Origin of the sequence: Glutamicibacter sp. (genome assembly GCF_035257265.1) — a bacterium.
Classification (GTDB): domain Bacteria; phylum Actinomycetota; class Actinomycetes; order Actinomycetales; family Micrococcaceae; genus Glutamicibacter.
Map to the genome: position 1 here is coordinate 127,495 of NZ_DATEXC010000018.1, position 17,842 is coordinate 145,336.

Genomic DNA, 17,842 nt, shown 5'->3' on the forward strand with positions numbered 1-17,842 from the left:
TCATCAGCATTATTCGGTTGCAGATAGATCTTTGACAGCGAACTAGAAGGAGAGTGCGGGCATGAATTCACATTCGGCTCGCGTTGTCGTCTCTGCCGCTCCGAAATCCATCTGGCTACCAATTCTTGGTATCTCCATGCTGTACTCGTTGATCGCAGCAGCCGCATTTTTCCTGATTTCGTGGTTGGTTGCAGATTTACGATATGCACTGTCCGGGGCTCTAGCTTCGGGGTTAGTGATCGGCTTCTTCGCCGTCAGCATTTTGATTGCTGAGGCCGCCGGACGATTCCGCAGCACGTGGGCCATGCCCGCGTTTCTGGGAACTTTCGTCATCAAGGTATTTGGTATTGCCTTCTTGCTGTTGAACCTGGGATTGCCTGACTGGGTTAATCGACAGGGATTCGTGCTTGCAGCTGCAGTCAGCCTCGTTGCCTGGCAGACCGGTGAGATTCGTGCCTTTATGAAGACACGACTTGCCATCTACAACGAAGCATAGACATCGTGCCGCCGGCCTTTAGGTCTGGGGCGAGCTGTGAGTTTGATAAGCTTACTACGGGTCATTTTTGGCGGGTTGCTTAACGGTGATCGGCCGTCTATGACTGGCATCCTCGGGGCAACCTGAAGATGGCACTTCATCAGCGTCGATGCGTTACGCAAAAACTCTGATGTAACCCGTTTGATTTTTTCTTCACACGGTGAGAGGCAGTTACCGCCAGTCACCGCCTTTTGCCCGTGACCGTTACTGCAGAGAGGACAGCGCGTTGTTCGCGTTTGCGCTCCCAATGGCCTCAGAAGAAGGCGGATTTATTCCGCCATCCGTATCCGATACTCACCTCCCGGAGATTTTCCCGTGGTTCGCTGAGTACGGAACCGGTTTCGGCAAGCAGATGTTCATGATCGTGCTTTCGATCGTGCTCATTACTTGGTTCTTCACCGCGGCCATCAAGAACCCGAAGCTGGTTCCAAGCAAGACGCAGTACCTCGCCGAGTCCGGCTACGCTTTCGTGCGTAACGGAATTGGCCGCGACATCATTGGTGAGAAGAACTTCCGTCCTTGGATTCCTCTGCTGTTCGCGACCTTCTTCTTCGTCCTGCTGAATAACCTCTTCGGAGCAATCCCATTCCTGCAGATTCCATCGTTCTCACACGCTGGTTCTGCATATGCGATGGCCATCATCATCTACGGCACCTGGATTGCCGTAGGTTTGAAAAACCATGGTATTCGCTACTTCAAATTGGCAGTCGTTCCGTCCGGTGTTCCGGGCTGGATCATGCCGCTGATGATTCCTTTGGAAATCATCTCTAACTTCATCGTCCGCCCGATGACGCACTCATTGCGTTTGATGGCAACGATGCTGTCCGGTCACATCATCGTGATGCTGGCTGCTGCCGGCGCTCGTCACCTGATTGTTGTTCAGGATTCCTTGGCTATGAATGGTCTTGGCGTCTTGGTCATCCTCGGATCGGTCGCAATGTACTTCCTGGAACTTCTGATCATGGTCCTGCAGGCCTTTGTATTCACCCTGCTGACCGCGATCTACCTCCAGGGTGCAATTGAAGCCGACGCCCACTAAGGCCAACACTTCTTCCACCCACTAAAGATCTTCCTTGAATCGCTCAAGGAATACCTCACAACCTACCGGCAAAAGCCCGGTATCTTGAAAGGAACATAATCACATGTTGCATGGCTCCCTGAATATGATCGGCTACGGCCTGGCTGCAATTGGTTCGGCTATCGGCGTTGGCATGATCTTCGCTGCTTACATCAATGGTGTTGCTCGTCAGCCAGAAGCACAGCGCATCCTGCAGCCAATCGCAATGCTTGGCTTCGCACTTGCTGAAGCACTTGCAATTTTGGGCTTGGTCTTCGCCTTCGTCGTCGGCGCCTAGTCTTTTCGCAACTTGTAGTGGCCTCGCCACTATCGCGAGGCGTACACACAAAGCGGAAACTAGTAGATAAGGAATAGTGAGAATGAACAGCACTGATTTCATCCTCGCTGCGAGCGAATCGGTTAACCCGTTGTTGCCGAACCCGTGGGAGATTCTCGTCACGGGTGTTGGTTTCGCGGTCCTTCTGTTCATCGTCATCAAGGTAATTGCTCCGAAGTTTGAGCAGTCCTATGAAGATCGCGTCACCGCGATCGAAGGTGGCCTGGAGAAGGCTGAAGCAGCGCAGAAAGAAGCAGAAGAGACCTTGGCACTGTACAAGGCTCAGCTTCTCGAAGCCCGCACGGAGGCTAACCGCATCCGTGAGGAAGCTCGTAGCGAAGGCGCTCAGATCCTTGCAGATCTGAAGACCAAAGCAACCGATGAGGCTACTCGTATCACCGAGCAGTCGCACCGTCAGATTGAAGCAGAGCGCGTTGCTGCTCTGACTTCGCTCCGCACCGACGTGGGCGTATTGGCTACCGAGCTTGCTAGCAAGGTAGTCGACGAAGCTCTCAAGGACGACGCCCGTGCACAGCGCGTGGTTGATCAGTTCCTGACCGATTTAGAAGCTCAGCAGAACGCAGGTGCATCGAACTAATGGCAAGTGTATCGAGCGAGTCACTAGCAAAGGCTTTGGAGTTTTTAGAACCCAAGCTGGCACAGGCATCTATTGATCTGCCAAAGGAACTGTTCGCGGTCCTGGAAGTACTGGATGCAAATGCCGGTCTTCGCCGCGCAATGACTGATCCAGCCCGTGAAGTTGCCGATAAGGCAGGCCTTCTGGCGCAGCTGTTGCGCGGAAAGGTTTCGGCTGACGCCGAGGCCACCGTTGCACAGTTGGCTTCCACCCGCTGGAGCTCGGAACGCGACATTAGCGATGCGCTCGAAACGCTGGCAGTTACCGCGGTCTCCGCGGTAGCCGAGCAGCAGGACGGCGTTTCTGGGCTGAACAAGCTGGAGCAGGATCTGTTCTCCTTCATCGAGGTAGTTCGTGCTAACCACGAACTACAGCGTGCGTTGGATGATGCTCAGGCCCCAGACGAGGCTAAGCGTGCACTGGCGCTGAAGCTCGTGCCTAACGCGTCGCAGACCGCACAGGTTTTGATCTCCCAGGCTGTGTCAAACCCACGTGGTTTGAAGCCAGCGGCTTTGATTGCACGTTTTGTTGAGCTAGTGGCCAAGCGCCAGCAGCGGTGGATCGCTTCGGTGACCAGCACTGTGCAGCTCTCCGAGACTCAGCTATCGCGTCTGGAAACCAGCCTGAACAAGCTTTACGGTCGTCAGCTTAAGCTCAACGCCACCACCGACCCATCGCTGGTCGGTGGACTGGTGGTCAAGGTTGGCGACGAAGTTGTCGACGCTTCCGTGGCATCACGCGTGGCAGATTTGCGCCGCGCCCTGGCTAGCTAGGTTTCATTGGAACCGGGAGTGATCCCGAATCCGGTGTCCTAGCTACCAGGACCACAACAGACTTCATTCACATTCGATTCGTATCTTTTCTTTTCAGATACGAGTCACAATTTAGGAGAGCAGGGACTGCAGATGGCCGATTTGACCATCAATGCCAACGACGTCCGTAATGCCCTAAACGAGTTCGCATCATCCTACGAACCGGGTAAGGCAGAGCGTACCGAGGTGGGACGCGTCGTCGCCGCGAGCGACGGCATCGCCAAGGTGGAAGGTCTTCCTTCCGTCATGGCCAACGAATTGCTGAAATTCGCTGATGGCACCCTGGGCCTGGCCCAGAACCTTGACACCCGCGAAATCGGTGTTGTTGTGCTTGGTGACTTCACCGGCATCGAAGCTGGCCAGAAGGTCGAGCGCACCGGCGAGATCCTTTCGGTTCCAGTCGGCGACGGCTACCTGGGCCGCGTGGTTGACCCACTGGGTGAGCCAATGGATAACCTGGGCCCCATTGAAGCCGAAGGCCGTCGTGCCTTGGAGCTTCAGGCACCAGGCGTGACTCAGCGTAAGAGCGTGCACGAGCCAATGCAGACCGGTATGAAGGCTATCGACGCCATGATCCCGATCGGCCGTGGCCAGCGTCAGCTGATCATTGGTGACCGCCAGACGGGTAAGACCGCTATCGCGGTTGACACCATTCTGAACCAGCGCGCCAACTGGGCCAGCGGGGACCAAACCAAGCAGGTTCGCTGCATCTACGTGGCTATCGGACAGAAGGCATCGACTATCGCTGCCGTTCGTCAGACCCTCGAAGATCAGGGTGCACTGGAATACACCACCATCGTGGCGTCCCCAGCATCTGACCCAGCAGGCTTCAAGTACTTGGCACCATACGCAGGCTCGGCCATCGGCCAGCACTGGATGTACGGTGGCAAGCACGTTCTGATCGTCTTTGATGATCTGTCCAAGCAGGCTGAAGCTTACCGTGCGGTATCACTGTTGCTGCGCCGTCCACCAGGACGCGAAGCTTACCCAGGCGACGTTTTCTACCTGCACTCCCGTCTGCTTGAGCGTTGTGCCAAGCTTTCCGACGAACTCGGTGCAGGTTCGATGACTGGTCTGCCAATCATCGAAACCAAGGCAAACGACGTAGGCGCGTTCATCCCGACCAACGTCATCTCGATTACCGATGGCCAGATCTTCTTGCAGTCGGACCTGTTCAACGCCAACCAGCGTCCAGCCGTCGACGTAGGCATCTCGGTGTCCCGCGTGGGTGGTTCGGCACAGGTCAAGGCCATGAAGAAGGTTTCCGGTACTTTGAAGCTTGAATTGGCTCAGTACCGCGACATGGCTGCCTTCGCGATGTTCGCTTCGGACCTGGATGCTGCTTCCAAGCAGCAGCTGACCCGTGGTGCACGTCTGATGGAGCTGCTCAAGCAGGGTCAGTACACCCCGTACCCGGTCGAAGAGCAGGTCGTTTCGATCTGGTCGGGCACCAACGGCTACCTCGACGACGTGCCAGTGGAAGATGTTCAGCGTTTCGAAGCTGAGTTCATCGACTACCTGCGTCACCGCACCGAGGTACTGACCGTGATCGGCCAGACCGGCAAGCTGGAGAACGAGACTCTGGAAGCCATGAAGACTGCGGTTGTAGACTTCAAGGCCGGATTCTTCGGTGACGGTGATGACCAGTTGGTCGCCGCCGGACACGAAGAGCACGACGCTCTCGATGCCGAGTCCGTTGACCAGGAAAAGATCGTCAAGCAGAAGCGCTGACAATTTCCTTCACGTTTTGGGGTGCGGCGCCGCTAGCGGCGCCACACCCCGAGCGTAGGGAATAAGGAAAGGACACACATGGGAGCCCAGATTCGGGTCTACCGCCAGAAGATCGGATCGACTAAGTCGATGGCCAAGATCTTCAAGGCGATGGAACTGATTGCTGCATCCCGCATTGGTAAGGCACGTACGCGTGTTTCGGCTTCATTGCCGTATGCCAATGCGATTACCCGTGCAGTAACCGCCGTCGCGTCCCAGGCCGATGTCGAACACCCACTGACCACCGAGCCTGCACAGGTTCGACGGGCAGCCGTTTTGGTGATGACTTCGGACCGAGGACTTGCCGGGTCCTACTCCGCCAGCGTTCTGAAGCAGGCTGAGCACCTCGTGGAACTCCTGCGTGAGGATGGTAAGGAAGTCAAGACCTATTTGGTCGGCCGCAAGGCTCAGGCTTACTTCGATTTCCGTTCACGCGGATATGAGCGAGTGTGGACCGGGGATACCGATTCTCCGCGTTTCGAAACCGCACGCGAGCTGCGCGATATCCTCCTAGAGGATTTCGCCACCGACTACGAGCAGGGTGGCGTGGATGAAATCCACGTCGTATACACCCAGTTCAAGTCGATGGTTACGCAGGAACCGACGGTCATCCGTCTGTTGCCGTTGGAGGTTGTCGAGGATGATTCCGAGACTCCAACCGACGAGCTTTTGCCACTGTACGAGTTTGAGCCATCGCCGGAAGAAGTGCTGGACGCACTGCTTCCGCGATACATCGATTCTCGATTGTTCAATGCCCAGCTGCAGTCCGCAGCCTCGGAGCTTGCTGCACGTCAGCGCGCGATGAAGGCTGCAGGCGACAACGCCGGCGAACTGATCAAGAAGTTCACGCGATTGCTCAACAACGCCCGTCAGGCTGAAATCACCCAGGAGCTTTCGGAAATTATTGCCGGCGCAGACGCGCTGGACAGCTAAGTTTCCGTTTCTCTCCGACCAGACAAGAAGTGAGAAAGATGACTGCCCAAATCAACGAGCAGGTTACCGCAGGGGCCACCGGCCGTATTGCCCGCGTGATTGGCCCGGTCGTGGACGTCGAGTTCCCTGCCGATGCACTGCCTTCAATCTACAACGCACTTACCGCAGAGCTGACCCTCAACGGTAAGACCACAACTATTACCTTCGAAACCAGCCAGCACCTCGGTGAGGGCTTGGTCCGTGCGGTATCGCTTCAGGCCACTGACGGCCTGGTTCGCGGTGCCCAGGTGAAGGACACCGGCGCTTCGATCTCCGTCCCAGTAGGCGACGGCGTCAAGGGCCACATCTTCAACGTATTGGGCGATGCCCTGGACGTTGACAACTCGGAGATCCAGGTCACCGAGCGCTGGCCAATCCACCGCCCAGCACCGAAATTCGCGGACCTTGAGGGTTCGACCGAGATGATGGAAACTGGCATCAAATCGATCGACCTTCTCACCCCTTACATCAAGGGTGGCAAGATCGGTCTGTTCGGCGGCGCAGGCGTGGGTAAGACCGTGCTGATCCAGGAAATGATCACCCGTGTGGCACGTAACTTCGGTGGTACTTCGGTATTCGCCGGTGTGGGCGAGCGCACCCGTGAAGGTAACGACCTCTGGGTTGAAATGGACGAAGCCAACGTTCTGAAGGACACCGCCTTGGTGTTCGGCCAGATGGATGAGCCACCTGGAACTCGTTTGCGCGTGGCACTGTCGGCACTGACCATGGCGGAATACTTCCGCGATGTGCAGAACCAGGACGTGCTGCTGTTCATCGACAACATCTTCCGCTTCACCCAGGCCGGTTCCGAGGTGTCGACCCTATTGGGCCGCATGCCTTCGGCCGTGGGTTACCAGCCGAACTTGGCCGATGAAATGGGTCTGTTGCAGGAACGCATCACCTCGACGAAGGGCCGCTCGATCACCTCGATGCAGGCTGTCTACGTCCCGGCCGATGACTACACCGACCCGGCTCCAGCAGCAACCTTCGCTCACTTGGATGCAACCACCGAGCTGTCGCGTGAAATCGCGTCGCGTGGTCTGTACCCAGCGATCGATCCGCTGACCTCGACCTCGCGCATCCTGGATCCGCAGTACATCGGACAGGATCACTACGATACCGCCATCCGTGTGAAGGCGATTCTGCAGAAGAACAAGGAACTCCAGGACATCATCGCGATCCTGGGTATCGACGAACTGGGCGAAGAAGACAAGATTGTTGTCGCCCGTGCACGTCGTATGCAGCAGTTCCTGTCGCAGAACACCTACACCGCGAAGCAGTTCACCGGTGTCGAGGGTTCGACCGTGGACATCAAGGACACCATCGAGGGCTTCAAGGCCATCGCCGATGGCGACTTGGACCACATTGCAGAGCAGGCGTTCTTCAACATCGGCGGTCTTGACGACGTCGAGCGCCAGTGGGCCGAAATCCAGAAGGCCAGCTAATCATGGCTGAGCTTCAGGTAGAAATCGTCGCGGCGGATCACTTCGTGTGGTCCGGTGCTGCGAAGCTGGTCAAGGCACGGTCGGTTGACGGCGAGATCGGCGTTCTGCCCGGTCACGTTCCGATGCTGTCGGTGCTTGCCTCTGGGGAGCTGGAAATCGCTCCAGTTTCCGAAGCTCGCTTCACGGTGCAGATCGACGGAGGATTCTTCTCAGTCGATTCGGACCGCGTAGTGATCGTCGCCGATAACGCTGTGATTGGTACCGCAGCGTAGGCGAACCATTGATTGAGATAACCGCACCAGTTCTGCTCGCACTGCTCGTCTTGACGTGCATCGTGCTGTTCTTCGGGGCCATGGCAGTGCGCCGCATTCAATTGCGGCGCACGCTGGGCACCTTCGACGCCTCCATCCTCACGCCGAAAGGCCGGTGGATGATGGTGATCGCCCGCTACGGCGGGGGACATGTGGATCTGCTGCGGTTTTTCTCTGTCTCCCCGGTGCCGCGTTTTGTCCTGCAGCGCCGCGGATTGGACCTCAATGGCTGGCGCCGGCCGACCGCAAACGAATCGATGCTGATTCCCCCGGGGTTTATCATCGTGCAACTGATACAGGCCGGCGAAGATCGAGAATTGGCTATGGATTACCGTGACTACACCGGATTTTCCGCCTGGCTTGAAGCCGGGCCGATCGCCGGTAGCTGGCAAATCTGAGTTTTTGCGGGGAGCACCCGCTGCCAAGATCCCGCCGCATCACACCTTCAAGGTGTGATGCGGCGGGATCTTCTGCGTGGGCGTGATGCTGTTTTAGAGCACCTGGCCGTTGCGGATGACCTGGTGCAGCTCCAGCTGCGCGTCGAGTACCACCACGTCGGCGCAGAAACCGTAATGCAGCGAGCCGACCTCATCGGCCAGGCCGATCAGCGAGGCGGGGATACAGGTTGCGGACTCGACCGCGCGGGTGAGCGCGATGCCGGCGCTGACTGTGCAGCGCAAGACCTCAAGGAGCGTGGCGGTGCCCCCGGCCAGCGAACCGTCGGCGAGCCGGGCCTGGCCGTCGCTGACGGTGACCTTTGCCGGGCCCAGGGAATACTCCCCATCGGCAAGTCCGGTAGCGGACATCGAATCGCTGACCAGCACCACTCGCTGGCCACCGACGAGGTTGAACACCAGGCGCACGGTCTCGGGGGACAGATGCACATCGTCGGCGATCAATTCCAGGTAGGCGTTGCCGCGGACGGCCTCTTCCAGACAGGCGGCCACCGGACCTGGCTCACGGTGATGCAGCGTCGGCATGCCGTTGAACAGATGGGTGACCGTCGGCTTTTCGGTGAAACCGTCGACGCCGGCGTTTTGAAGCTGTTCGCGGGCGAACTGCAGTGAGGTGGAGGTGACCTGCGCGCTGGCATTGGTGTGGCCTAGTGAGGGCACCACACCGAGCGCGACGAGCTGTTCGATGAGCTCCTCGCTGCCGGGCAGTTCCGGTGCATAGGTCATCGTGCGCAGCTGCCCGCGGCTGGCGGAGATCAGCTCGTCGACAAATTCCGGATCCGGATCGCGCAGGAACCGCGGGTCCTGGGCGCCGCAGCGGGCCTCGGAGAGGAACGGACCCTCGGCGTGGATGCCTGCGATCTTCCCGTCCTCGGCGAATTCGGCCAGGATTTCCGCGGCGAGCAGCATTTCTGCCGGTTCGGCGGTGACCAGTGAGGCCAAGAGCGTGGTGGTGCCTGCGCGGTGCAGGTAGTCCAGGGCGTCGGCGACCTGACCGTGCTCCGGGTTGGCGAAGTCCGCGCCCAGCGCCCCGTGGTTGTGCAGGTCGATGAGCCCGGGGATCAGGATGGAGCCTTGCGGCACCTGGTGCTCGGGGAATTGATCGGCGTCGGACTGGGTGAGCCAGTCATCGCGGCTGCCGGCGAAACGGATGCGATCGTCCTCGATGGCCAGTGCGCCATCGTTGATTTTCTGCCCGTCGGAGATGAGCGTGGCGAAGATGGCGTAACGCGAAGCGGTATTCATGTACCTAGCTTAGAAGAGTCTGCCCGAAGAGTCATCGATTCCGCGCATCACATCGTAATCCAGGGTCAGGCAGCGGATTCCGCGGTCCTCGGCCAGGGTGCGCGCCTGCGGTTTGATCTGCTGCGCGGCGAAGACTCCGGTGACCGGCTTGAGCAGCGGGTCGCGGTTGAGCAGTTCTAAATACCGGGTGAGCTGTTCCACCCCGTCGATGTCGCCGCGGCGTTTAAGTTCCACGGCCACCGCGGCGCCCGACGCGTCGCGGGCCAGAATATCTACCGGGCCGATGGCGGTCATGTACTCACGGCGCACCAGCCGGTGCCCGGTGCCCAGCAGTTCGATCTGTTCGGCCAGCAGGCGCTGCAGATCGGCCTCCACACCATCCTTGATCAGCCCCGGGTCGGTCCCCAGCTCATGGGCCGAATCGTGCTCGATGGAGTGGAAATAAATGGTCAGCTTGTCATCGGTCTTGGCACTGGATACGTTCCAGACGCTGAGCGCGCCAAGCGCGGCGGCGTCCTCATCGGGACTCGCCTCACGCAATACCAGTGGCGGATTCATCCAGTTCAGCGGCTTGTAACTGCCGCCGTCGGAGTGGATCAACACCGAACCATCGGCCTTGACCATAATCAGCCGGGTAGCTAGGGGGAGGTGGGCTCGAAGACGGCCCTCGTAATCTACTGAACACTTTGCAACCACTAAACGCACGCGCTCAAGCCTACCGCTAAGCCGGTGGGGTTTGCGACCCGGTGCCGGCGCGGTTCGCTGGCGAGGCCGGTAATACGGCATGATTAAAAGCATGCCACGCTCGAACCGTCCACGCCGCTCCAGCGGACCCGCCGCAAAATCCAGGCCGCGGTCCGCCGGGCCCGTCCGTGATCAGGGCGCGGAAGATGACTGGATGCAGCGCGCCCGCTATGGGGTGGCGAAGCTGCAAGATGCCCCCGATGGGCAGTGGCATGTGCGTAAGGTATCCCCGCTGAACGCGCAGAAAATCTATACCTGCCCGGGCTGCCATCGTCCGATTACCCCGGGGGTGGCCCACCTGGTGACCTGGCGGGCCGATCATTGGTCGGGCGACGATGCGGCGGCCTCAAACCGGCGGCATTGGCATCCGAACTGCTGGGAATCGCGCTCCTACCGGTACTGAGTTTTACCGGTGTGCGAATTTACGCGTGCGCCTGCGCGGATCGGCAGATTAGAGCCGGTCCTGGCGGGCAATGAATACCTCGCGCAGCAAAATCATCGCGCTGGCAGCGACCGGAATGGCCATCAGTGCGCCGGTGATGCCCACCAGGGTGCCGCCGGCGATCACCGAGATCACCGCGACCGCGCCCGGTACCGCAACCGCCTTGTTCATAATGCGCGGGGAGATGAAGTAGGCCTCGACCTGGAGGTAACCGAAGTAGCAGATCGCGTAGATCAGCGCGGTCTGCCAGCCCAGGGTGAGCGTGACCAGGGTGACCAGCACCCCGGCGATCACCGCGCCGACCAGCGGAATGAAGGCGAGCATCGCGACCAGGAGGGTCAGCAATGCCGCGAAGGGGACCTTGAGCAGCGTCATCAAAATAAGCGCCACCAGTGCGTTGAGTACCGCGACACTGGCCTGGCCCATCACGTAGTTACCCACCGAGCGGGTGATGCGGGTGATGATCTGATCCGCGCGGGTGCGCTTGGAGCGCGGGACCAGGCGCAGCGAGAAGGACATCATGCCCGGCAGCGAGGCGAGGAAGTAGATCGCCAGCACCAGCACGATCAAGACCCCGAACATTGACTGCGCGACGGTCTGCGACACGCCCAAGACGCCACCGAAAACATTGGTGACCGCGCCGGAGTCGCCGAAGAAGCGTTCCACCTCGGTATTAATGCGCGCCGAGACTGCGTACTGCGCGTCGATCTGCTTCACCCAGGGACTGTTGAGGAAGTTATCCACGATCTCCGGGGCGCGGGAGATGAATTGGGTGATCTGCGCGATCAGGGTAGGAATGATCAGCGCCATGAAGCCGCCGAAGACCGCGAGCAGGCCCACCATCGTGCTGGTCACCGCCAGCGGGCGGTTCAGCCCGCGGCGCATCAGGAAGCGCACCACCGGGTCCAGGCCCAGCGCGATGAACAGTGCGATCGAAATCCAGGTGATCAGCGAGCCGACATTTGTCAGCAGGTAGTAGCCGGCCAGCGCGAGGCCGACGCCGATGGTGCCAAGAAAGCCCATGGAGATCGGGTGCAGCGCGGGGATCGGCTGGGGAGTGCCGGTGTCGCTCTCGGGCAGTTCATCGGGCGCGCCGGGGTTCTTTGGGGCCTTGAACATCGAGTTCACCGTGCGCGAGAGCAGACGCGCCCAGCGCGTGGTGGCAGAACGGAGCTCGGCGGGATCCTCGGGATGCGCCGGATGCGCCTGGGGTGTTGCCCGCCCTGATGCGTCGTGGGACTGCACGCCGGGGTCCGGGGATGTGGCAGGAGAGCCGGGCGCCGGAACGCCGGGGTGGTTGAGCGACGGTGGCCCGGAGGAGGTGGCGGACTGTGGGGGATGCGCCGGTTCGCTGGCCGGGCTTTGTGCGGCGTGGTGCTTTGCCGCATCGCCGCGCTGATCGGGCGACTGATTACTGTCCATGGCACTGAGCATACCGCCCGTAAGCTTGCACAAAGTGCTCTATGACACCCCGGCATGTGCATTTGAGGCAGTTCACAGTCCGTTCTCGGAACCATTGGGGCGAAGGACTCGTTAGACTTGTGAAAGAACAGCTGTGACCGTTGGCGAATAGGTGAAGTCGTGCGAAAAGTTATCTCCGTGATCGCGATCCTACTGGGGGCAATTGCCCTGGTGGTAGGCATCGGACAGAAGACCTTTTGGGCCCCGCCCGAAACGGTCACCGCAAGCATGCCAGAGTTTAAGGAAGAGTCGCCGCTGACGGTTATTCAACCCTCTGTGCAGAACCCGGGCTCCGAACCGGTGGAACTGGTGATCACCGGAAAGGGCGAATTCACCGCCTCGCTGGCGCGCAGCTACGATGTGGAAGCCTGGGTGGGCGACGCGGCCCACGTGGAGCTGACCGGTGTTGACCGTGAAAATCATCAGCTGATCGCCGAGCGCATCGACGGGGAGAAGAAGACTCCGAACCCCGCAGGCGATGACCTGTTCTTCGATTCGCAGAAGGCCGATGGCACGATGACCTACCGCTGGACCGCCCCGGATGACGGTGACTGGTCGCTGCTGCTGGCAGCGGACGGCACCAAGGCGGCGCCCAGCGAAATCTCGGTGACCTACGCCAACGACGACGCCATGCCATGGGCCCTGCCGCTGATCATCATCGGCGCACTGCTGTTGGTGCTCGGTGTAGCCCTGCTGGTGATGCGCGTAATCAAGCCGGCTAAGTCGGCTAGCTCCGGACGCCGGGCGGAAACCGCGGTAGCAGATGCCAAGAACGGGCCGACAAAGCAGAACTCACTCGCGGTTGCCGCGGTGCTGGCTCTTGCGGTGAGCGGGATCAGCGTGCCGATGGCGCCGGCCAGCGATAAGCCCTCGGAATCTGCGCAGGCTTCTGATTCGGCGAAGGCTTCTGAGCCGGCGTCTGATTCGGCGTCGCAGTCCGCATCGGACTCGGCACAACCTTCGGAATCCGCACAGGACGAAAAGCCGAGCTACCCGGTACTCACCGAGGAGCAGCTGCAGCGGGTGCTCAGCGACGTGGAGAAGCAGATCGGCAAGGCCGACGAGAAGAACACCACGAAGGATTTGGACTCGCGGGCCTCCGGTGCCTTTAAGGACCTGCGCACCAAGCGCTACGACATCCTGAACGACAAGATCAAGATCGCTAAGCCGCTGGCGCTGAAGACCTCGGTTATTCGTTCGGCCGCGGTGCCTAATAGCTCCGAGGCTAAGTTCCCGCGCGTCATCACCGTGGTGACCGCGAAGGATTCGGATCCGGCCACCTTGCCTATCGCCCTGACCCTGCAGCAAAACAGTGCCCGGGATAACTACAAGGTCACCTTCGCCGCGCAGATGCTGCCGAATTCGACCTTCCCCGGGATCGCGGTCGGCGACCCATCGGTGACCCAGCTCGACGCCAATGCCGAGGGGCTGAAGGTCAAGCCGAAGGATGCGCTGACTCAGCTGGCCGACGTGCTGACCAATGAAAAGTCCAAGCACAAGGACAACTTCGCGGAATCCGAATTTATCAAGGCGATCCACTCCGGGCAGAAGGCCGAGCAGAAGGATGCCAACGAGGCGAAGGTGAAGTACTCGCGCACGGTCACCGATAAGGACACCGCGGTAGTTTCCACTCCCGATGGCGGGGCGATCGTCACCGGTCGACTGAATCAGAAGGCAGTCTTTGAACGCACCGAGGATGCCGACCCGCTGGAGAGCGCCGACGAGCTGACCAAGAAGCTGCTTGGATCGAGCACCTCAAACGGTAACGTAGAGATCACGTACGCGGAACCGGTGATGATGTATATCCCCGCATCCGGTAACGACGACAAGATTCAACTGGTCGCCAGCGAGGTTTCGTTGCTGAGCGTCAAGCAGGTGGAGGAAAACTAATGACTGAACCACATATCCCTTCCGCGCGCGGAGCCATCGACCTCGGCGCGCTGGCAAGCTCCGGGCCACAGGCCACCGAGGCCGACAGCGCGGCTGGCGCAGTCGCCACGTGGACGATGAACCTTGATGAGGCAGCGTTCCAGCCCTTTGTTGCCCTGTCCCAGCGGGTTCCGGCGATCGTTTCCCTGGGCTCGCCGCGCGTGCAGGTCTCTGTGGATCTTGATGCTGCGCTCAAAACCCTGGTGGATCGCCGTGCCGGCAAGATGGTGCTCGGTGTGGTTGACGCGGAGAAGTACCCGAATATCGCTAAAGCCTTCAACGCCGAGCAGATCCCGATGGTGATCGCGCTGGTCAATGGGCAGCCGGTGCCATTGTTCCAAGGTCCGGCAGCTGCCGAACAGATCGACCAGGTGCTCAACCAGCTGGCCGAACTGGCGACGCAGCAGGGGCTTGGCGGGAGCGTTCCGGCGTTCTCCGGAGACAGCGGCGAAGCAGAATTACCGCCATTGCATCAGAAAGCGGTGGATGCGATCGACGCCGGTGATTACGCCGCAGCGGAGGCCGCATATCTTGAGGCTTTGGCCGAAAAGCCTAATGATCACGACGCTCAGGTGGGCGTGTACCAGGTGCGTTTGCTCTCGCGCACGGCGAATCTTGATTTGAACGATTCGCGTGCCGCCGCGGCAGCGAACCCCGAAGATCTTGACATGCAGCTCAACGTTGCCGACCTGGATTTGGTCGGCGGGCATGTGGAAGACGCCTTCGCACGGTTGGTGACGTTGATTTCCAGGCTGGCCGATGAGGACCGTGAGCGTGTGCGCCGCCGGTTGATTGAATTGTATGCGGTGATCGGCAACGCGGATCCGCGCGTGGCGGCCTCGCGCCAGAAGTTATCTCGGGTGCTCTTCTAACCCGCAGCTTGATCCGTTGGAGAGGCGACCGGCCACATTTTTTGCTTGATGTGGCCGGTCGCTTTTTTCTGCCCGCAGGCGATGTCCCCACCGTGGGGGCTGCGCCATAGCAGGCCGCTGGCCTTTGAGATTAACTCCAAAGGATGATGCAAGTTGACTTGGGAGATTGATATTCTCGAAACATGAATAGCATGGCGCTCGAAATTAGAAATCTTGCCAAGCAGTTTGGCGACAAGGTGGCGGTGGATAACGTCAGCCTGCAGGTGCCCACCGGATCTTTTTACGGACTGGTCGGACCCAACGGCGCGGGTAAAACCACGATGTTATCGATGGCCACCGGCTTGCTACGCCCTGATCAGGGAAGTGCACTAGTCAACGGCGTAGACATCTGGGCGGCTCCACACGATGCGAAGGCCACCCTAGGCGTACTTGCCGATGGGGTACGTCAATTTGACCGGCTGACCGGACGGCAGCTGGTGACCTATGCCGGGTTGCTGCGGGGCATGGATCGTGAAGAGGTAGCCACGCGCACCGAAGATTTGCTGCGTGTAATGGACCTCGGCGCGGACGGCGACAAGCTCGTCGTGGACTACTCCGCAGGTATGACGAAGAAGATTTCCCTGGCGACCGCGATGATTCATTCACCGAAGCTGCTGGTGCTCGATGAGCCTTTCGAAGCGGTAGACCCGGTGTCGGCGGCCAATATCCGAGACATCCTCAATGACTACGTGTCCTTTGGCGGCACCGTGATCGTCTCCAGCCATGTGATGGATCTGGTGCAGCGGATGTGCTCGCATGTGGCGGTCATCGACGGCGGCATGCTTAAAGCCTCCGGATCGGTGGACGAGGTACGCGACGGAATGAGCCTGGAAGATCGCTTTGTGGATCTGGTCGGCGGGCGCGGAACCAGCGAGGGGCTGTCATGGTTGCGCACCTCCTAAGGCTGAAGCTGCGGCTGCTGGGCAACGGGTTTAAACGAAGCCCTTGGCAGTTGGTGGGCGTGATCATCGGCGGGCTCTACGCGCTGGGGATCGTGGTGATGCTTTCGCTGGCCGGCTGGTTTACCGCCGAACAAAGTGATCTGCGCGGCTGGATCGGGATTCTGGCCGGATCGGTGATCGTGCTGGGCTGGGCGGTGATTCCGCCATTGATTACCGGTGTGGATCTGACCCTTGAACCGCAGCGCTTTGTGCACTTCGGGATCGACGAGAAAACCTTGGCGCGCGGGCTGATCCTGGCCGGATTCATCTCCATCCCGGCGGCGTTGACGCTGCTTGCGGCCCTGGGATTCTCCACAATCTGGCGGCTTGACCCGGCCGTGCTGGTGGTAGGTCTGCTTTGTGCGCTGGGTACCTGGCTGATGGCGATGTTCGCCTGTCAGTACCTGACGATCGTGGCCACCGCGCTGCGTGGCAAGCGGCGCTTCCGCGAATTGTCCTTTGCTTTGCTGTTCTTATTGCTGGTTGGCCTGGGGCCGATCTTCAGCACCATCGGGTCAAACGCGGATTCAATTGTTGAGGTATTGGTGCCGATGTCCGCGGTTCTCGGCTACACGCCCTTGGGCGCTTTTGCCGCGGTGCCCGGTGCGCTGGCTGCCGGCGAAATGGGAAAGACCGCGATTTATGCCGTGCTGGCGCTGGTGTACCTGATCGGACTGTACTTCTTGCTCACCAGGGCCACCGGCAAGGCGACGGTGACCCCGCCTGCGGCGCAGCGCGCATCGACCGCGAAGGGCTTGGGCTTTTTCAAACTCACTCCGGCGACACCTGCCGGTGCGGTGGCTGCTCGCGCACTGACCTACTGGTTCAAGGACCCGCGCTACGCGCTGAGCGTGATCATGGTGCCGATGCTTCCGGTGATCTTCTACTTCGCCGGCGGATCTACCGGCAACTACACAATGATGCTGTTACTGGGACCGATGATCGGCATCCTGATGGGTTTTTCGATCTCCGCCGACGTTTCCTATGACAACACGGCTTTTGCATTGCATGTGCTCACCGGAGTTTCGGGCAAGGCAGATCGTCTGGGGCGCGTGATGGCCTGCTTCGTGCTGGTGATCGTGCCGCTGATTTTGGCCGCGGTACTTCCTGCGTCGTTGACCGGTCAGCCGTGGCGCATTCCCGGGGACTTGGGGCTTTCGCTCGGTGCGTTCTTGATCGCGTTGGGTGTTTCATCGATCGCTTCTGCCCGCTACACCTACGCGGTACCGCTGCCGGGGGACAACCCGATGAAAACTCCTCCGGGGAGTGGGGCTCGGGTGGTGGTGACTCAGCTCGCCACCTTCGGCATCATGGGTGTGCTGCTGATTCCGACGCTGGTTCCGTACATCACCGGTTGGGTGATGCACTCGTCGTTGGCTGGTTACATTACCTTGGCCGTAGGGCTGATTACCGGGTCGCTGATGCTGTTCTTTGGCATCCGGATTGGTGGCAAAACCATGGATCAGCGTGCGCCCGAGCTGATGCAGTCGGTATTGATCAACCGCTAGAGGTATCTGGCGACAATGTCCACAGCGCTCGGACCGGAGAAAATCCGGTTCGAGGGCTGCGGGCGTTTTCGTGTTTTAGGGGCGTTGCGACTCAGCCGTTTCGACTGCGGGGTAGGTGCGGTGTTGCCCTAGCTGACCTGCCGAGGTCAGTCCCAGTAAGTATTCCGCCGCGGCAACTGCAACGGGTCAAGATGCTTCGGCAAAATCACATGCGGCAACCCATCAACCACCACAAGCTTAATCCGGCCAGAATCAGCATCCATATGCGCACCCCGGCACAAACCACCCAAATTGATCAGCTTCGTCTCGCCGCCCAACCACCACGGATCA

The 17,842-nt window shown here is 59.9% G+C and carries 18 protein-coding genes and 1 pseudogene; 15 read left to right on the forward strand and 4 right to left on the reverse strand.

Translation table 11 applies throughout. The annotated features are described in order from the left end of the window. The first annotated feature begins 61 nt into the window (after positions 1–61). The 10 genes from VJ369_RS03615 to VJ369_RS03660 all read left to right on the forward strand — a co-directional run bounded on the left by VJ369_RS03615 (position 62) and on the right by VJ369_RS03660 (position 8,274). Positions 62–496 carry a hypothetical protein gene (locus tag VJ369_RS03615; protein ID WP_324090768.1) on the forward strand — a complete coding sequence of 145 codons (435 nt, stop codon included), beginning with the start codon at positions 62–64 and terminating at the stop codon, positions 494–496. Between the two features lie 286 nt (positions 497–782). After that, complete coding sequence (gene atpB / locus VJ369_RS03620; protein WP_324090769.1) at positions 783–1,574, forward strand: F0F1 ATP synthase subunit A; 792 nt, start codon at positions 783–785, stop codon at positions 1,572–1,574. 103 nt (positions 1,575–1,677) lie between these two features. After that, a complete protein-coding gene (locus VJ369_RS03625; RefSeq protein WP_096256440.1) occupies positions 1,678–1,890 on the forward strand; it encodes a hypothetical protein in 213 nt (70 codons plus the stop codon). Positions 1,891–1,972: 82 nt separating this feature from the next. Then, positions 1,973–2,527, forward strand: coding sequence for a F0F1 ATP synthase subunit B (locus VJ369_RS03630; protein ID WP_096256441.1), 555 nt, complete (start codon positions 1,973–1,975; stop codon positions 2,525–2,527). After that, positions 2,527–3,339, forward strand: a complete 813-nt coding sequence (locus tag VJ369_RS03635; RefSeq protein WP_324090770.1) for a F0F1 ATP synthase subunit delta — start codon at positions 2,527–2,529, stop codon at positions 3,337–3,339. Before VJ369_RS03630 ends, VJ369_RS03635 begins: the two co-directional genes overlap by 1 nt. 132 nt (positions 3,340–3,471) lie before the next feature. After that, positions 3,472–5,109, forward strand: a complete 1,638-nt coding sequence (gene atpA, locus VJ369_RS03640) for a F0F1 ATP synthase subunit alpha (protein WP_324090771.1) — start codon at positions 3,472–3,474, stop codon at positions 5,107–5,109. 78 nt (positions 5,110–5,187) lie between these two features. Beyond that, complete coding sequence (locus VJ369_RS03645; RefSeq protein ID WP_096256444.1) at positions 5,188–6,081, forward strand: F0F1 ATP synthase subunit gamma; 894 nt, start codon at positions 5,188–5,190, stop codon at positions 6,079–6,081. 38 nt (positions 6,082–6,119) lie between these two features. Continuing rightward, a complete protein-coding gene (gene atpD, locus VJ369_RS03650) occupies positions 6,120–7,565 on the forward strand; it encodes a F0F1 ATP synthase subunit beta (protein WP_324090772.1) in 1,446 nt (481 codons plus the stop codon). A 2-nt stretch (positions 7,566–7,567) separates the two neighbouring features. Continuing rightward, the gene (locus VJ369_RS03655; protein WP_105678798.1) at positions 7,568–7,837 is read left to right on the forward strand and encodes a F0F1 ATP synthase subunit epsilon; all 270 of its coding nucleotides are present in this window, start codon (positions 7,568–7,570) and stop codon (positions 7,835–7,837) included. An 8-nt stretch (positions 7,838–7,845) separates the two neighbouring features. Beyond that, positions 7,846–8,274 (forward strand): DUF2550 domain-containing protein, encoded by a 429-nt coding sequence (locus VJ369_RS03660; protein ID WP_324090773.1) that lies wholly within the window; start codon positions 7,846–7,848, stop codon positions 8,272–8,274. Positions 8,275–8,367: 93 nt separating this feature from the next. Here VJ369_RS03660 and VJ369_RS03665 read toward each other — a convergent pair whose 3' ends face one another. Together VJ369_RS03665 and nucS are read right to left on the reverse strand one after the other, a co-directional pair. Then, positions 8,368–9,576: an N-acetylglucosamine-6-phosphate deacetylase gene (locus tag VJ369_RS03665; RefSeq protein ID WP_324090774.1), complete on the reverse strand. Its 1,209-nt coding sequence runs from the start codon at positions 9,574–9,576 to the stop codon at positions 8,368–8,370. Positions 9,577–9,585: 9 nt separating this feature from the next. Continuing rightward, entirely contained in the window at positions 9,586–10,281 is a 696-nt protein-coding gene (nucS, locus tag VJ369_RS03670) for an endonuclease NucS (protein WP_324090775.1), read from the reverse strand. Positions 10,282–10,372: 91 nt separating this feature from the next. On the opposite strand from nucS, the gene VJ369_RS03675 reads away from it, so the two are divergent. Continuing rightward, positions 10,373–10,723, forward strand: a complete 351-nt coding sequence (locus tag VJ369_RS03675) for a hypothetical protein (RefSeq protein ID WP_324090776.1) — start codon at positions 10,373–10,375, stop codon at positions 10,721–10,723. A 48-nt stretch (positions 10,724–10,771) separates the two neighbouring features. On the opposite strand, the gene VJ369_RS03680 is transcribed toward VJ369_RS03675, so the two are convergent. Next, positions 10,772–12,184, reverse strand: coding sequence for an AI-2E family transporter (locus VJ369_RS03680; protein WP_324090777.1), 1,413 nt, complete (start codon positions 12,182–12,184; stop codon positions 10,772–10,774). 159 nt (positions 12,185–12,343) lie between these two features. Here VJ369_RS03680 and VJ369_RS03685 point away from each other — a divergent pair, with 159 nt between their 5' ends. The 4 genes from VJ369_RS03685 to VJ369_RS03700 all read left to right on the forward strand — a co-directional run bounded on the left by VJ369_RS03685 (position 12,344) and on the right by VJ369_RS03700 (position 17,512). Then, a complete protein-coding gene (locus VJ369_RS03685; protein WP_324090778.1) occupies positions 12,344–14,113 on the forward strand; it encodes a hypothetical protein in 1,770 nt (589 codons plus the stop codon). Then, positions 14,113–15,024, forward strand: a complete 912-nt coding sequence (locus VJ369_RS03690; protein ID WP_324090779.1) for a co-chaperone YbbN — start codon at positions 14,113–14,115, stop codon at positions 15,022–15,024. Before VJ369_RS03685 ends, VJ369_RS03690 begins: the two co-directional genes overlap by 1 nt. 182 nt (positions 15,025–15,206) lie before the next feature. Then, the gene (locus tag VJ369_RS03695) at positions 15,207–15,965 is read left to right on the forward strand and encodes an ABC transporter ATP-binding protein (protein ID WP_324090780.1); all 759 of its coding nucleotides are present in this window, start codon (positions 15,207–15,209) and stop codon (positions 15,963–15,965) included. After that, the gene (locus tag VJ369_RS03700; RefSeq protein WP_324090781.1) at positions 15,947–17,512 is read left to right on the forward strand and encodes a transporter; all 1,566 of its coding nucleotides are present in this window, start codon (positions 15,947–15,949) and stop codon (positions 17,510–17,512) included. Before VJ369_RS03695 ends, VJ369_RS03700 begins: the two co-directional genes overlap by 19 nt. Before the next feature lie 146 nt (positions 17,513–17,658). Here VJ369_RS03700 and VJ369_RS03705 read toward each other — a convergent pair. After that, positions 17,659–17,842, reverse strand: a pseudogene (locus VJ369_RS03705) (hypothetical protein); the annotation flags it as partial.

Bases quoted from the DNA above. Each gene is read 5' to 3' on its own strand.
- VJ369_RS03665 (WP_324090774.1), bottom strand. From the start codon at position 9,576: ATGAATACCGCTTCGCGTTACGCCATCTTCGCCACGCTCATCTCCGAC.
- VJ369_RS03645 (WP_096256444.1), top strand. From the start codon at position 5,188: ATGGGAGCCCAGATTCGGGTCTACCGCCAGAAGATCGGATCGACTAAG.
- VJ369_RS03675 (WP_324090776.1), top strand. From the start codon at position 10,373: ATGCCACGCTCGAACCGTCCACGCCGCTCCAGCGGACCCGCCGCAAAA.
- VJ369_RS03635 (WP_324090770.1), top strand. From the start codon at position 2,527: ATGGCAAGTGTATCGAGCGAGTCACTAGCAAAGGCTTTGGAGTTTTTA.
- VJ369_RS03695 (WP_324090780.1), top strand. From the start codon at position 15,207: ATGAATAGCATGGCGCTCGAAATTAGAAATCTTGCCAAGCAGTTTGGC.
- VJ369_RS03655 (WP_105678798.1), top strand. From the start codon at position 7,568: ATGGCTGAGCTTCAGGTAGAAATCGTCGCGGCGGATCACTTCGTGTGG.
- VJ369_RS03625 (WP_096256440.1), top strand. From the start codon at position 1,678: ATGTTGCATGGCTCCCTGAATATGATCGGCTACGGCCTGGCTGCAATT.
- atpD (WP_324090772.1), top strand. From the start codon at position 6,120: ATGACTGCCCAAATCAACGAGCAGGTTACCGCAGGGGCCACCGGCCGT.
- VJ369_RS03615 (WP_324090768.1), top strand. From the start codon at position 62: ATGAATTCACATTCGGCTCGCGTTGTCGTCTCTGCCGCTCCGAAATCC.
- VJ369_RS03630 (WP_096256441.1), top strand. From the start codon at position 1,973: ATGAACAGCACTGATTTCATCCTCGCTGCGAGCGAATCGGTTAACCCG.
- VJ369_RS03690 (WP_324090779.1), top strand. From the start codon at position 14,113: ATGACTGAACCACATATCCCTTCCGCGCGCGGAGCCATCGACCTCGGC.
- atpB (WP_324090769.1), top strand. From the start codon at position 783: ATGGCCTCAGAAGAAGGCGGATTTATTCCGCCATCCGTATCCGATACT.
- VJ369_RS03700 (WP_324090781.1), top strand. From the start codon at position 15,947: ATGGTTGCGCACCTCCTAAGGCTGAAGCTGCGGCTGCTGGGCAACGGG.
- atpA (WP_324090771.1), top strand. From the start codon at position 3,472: ATGGCCGATTTGACCATCAATGCCAACGACGTCCGTAATGCCCTAAAC.
- VJ369_RS03680 (WP_324090777.1), bottom strand. From the start codon at position 12,184: ATGGACAGTAATCAGTCGCCCGATCAGCGCGGCGATGCGGCAAAGCAC.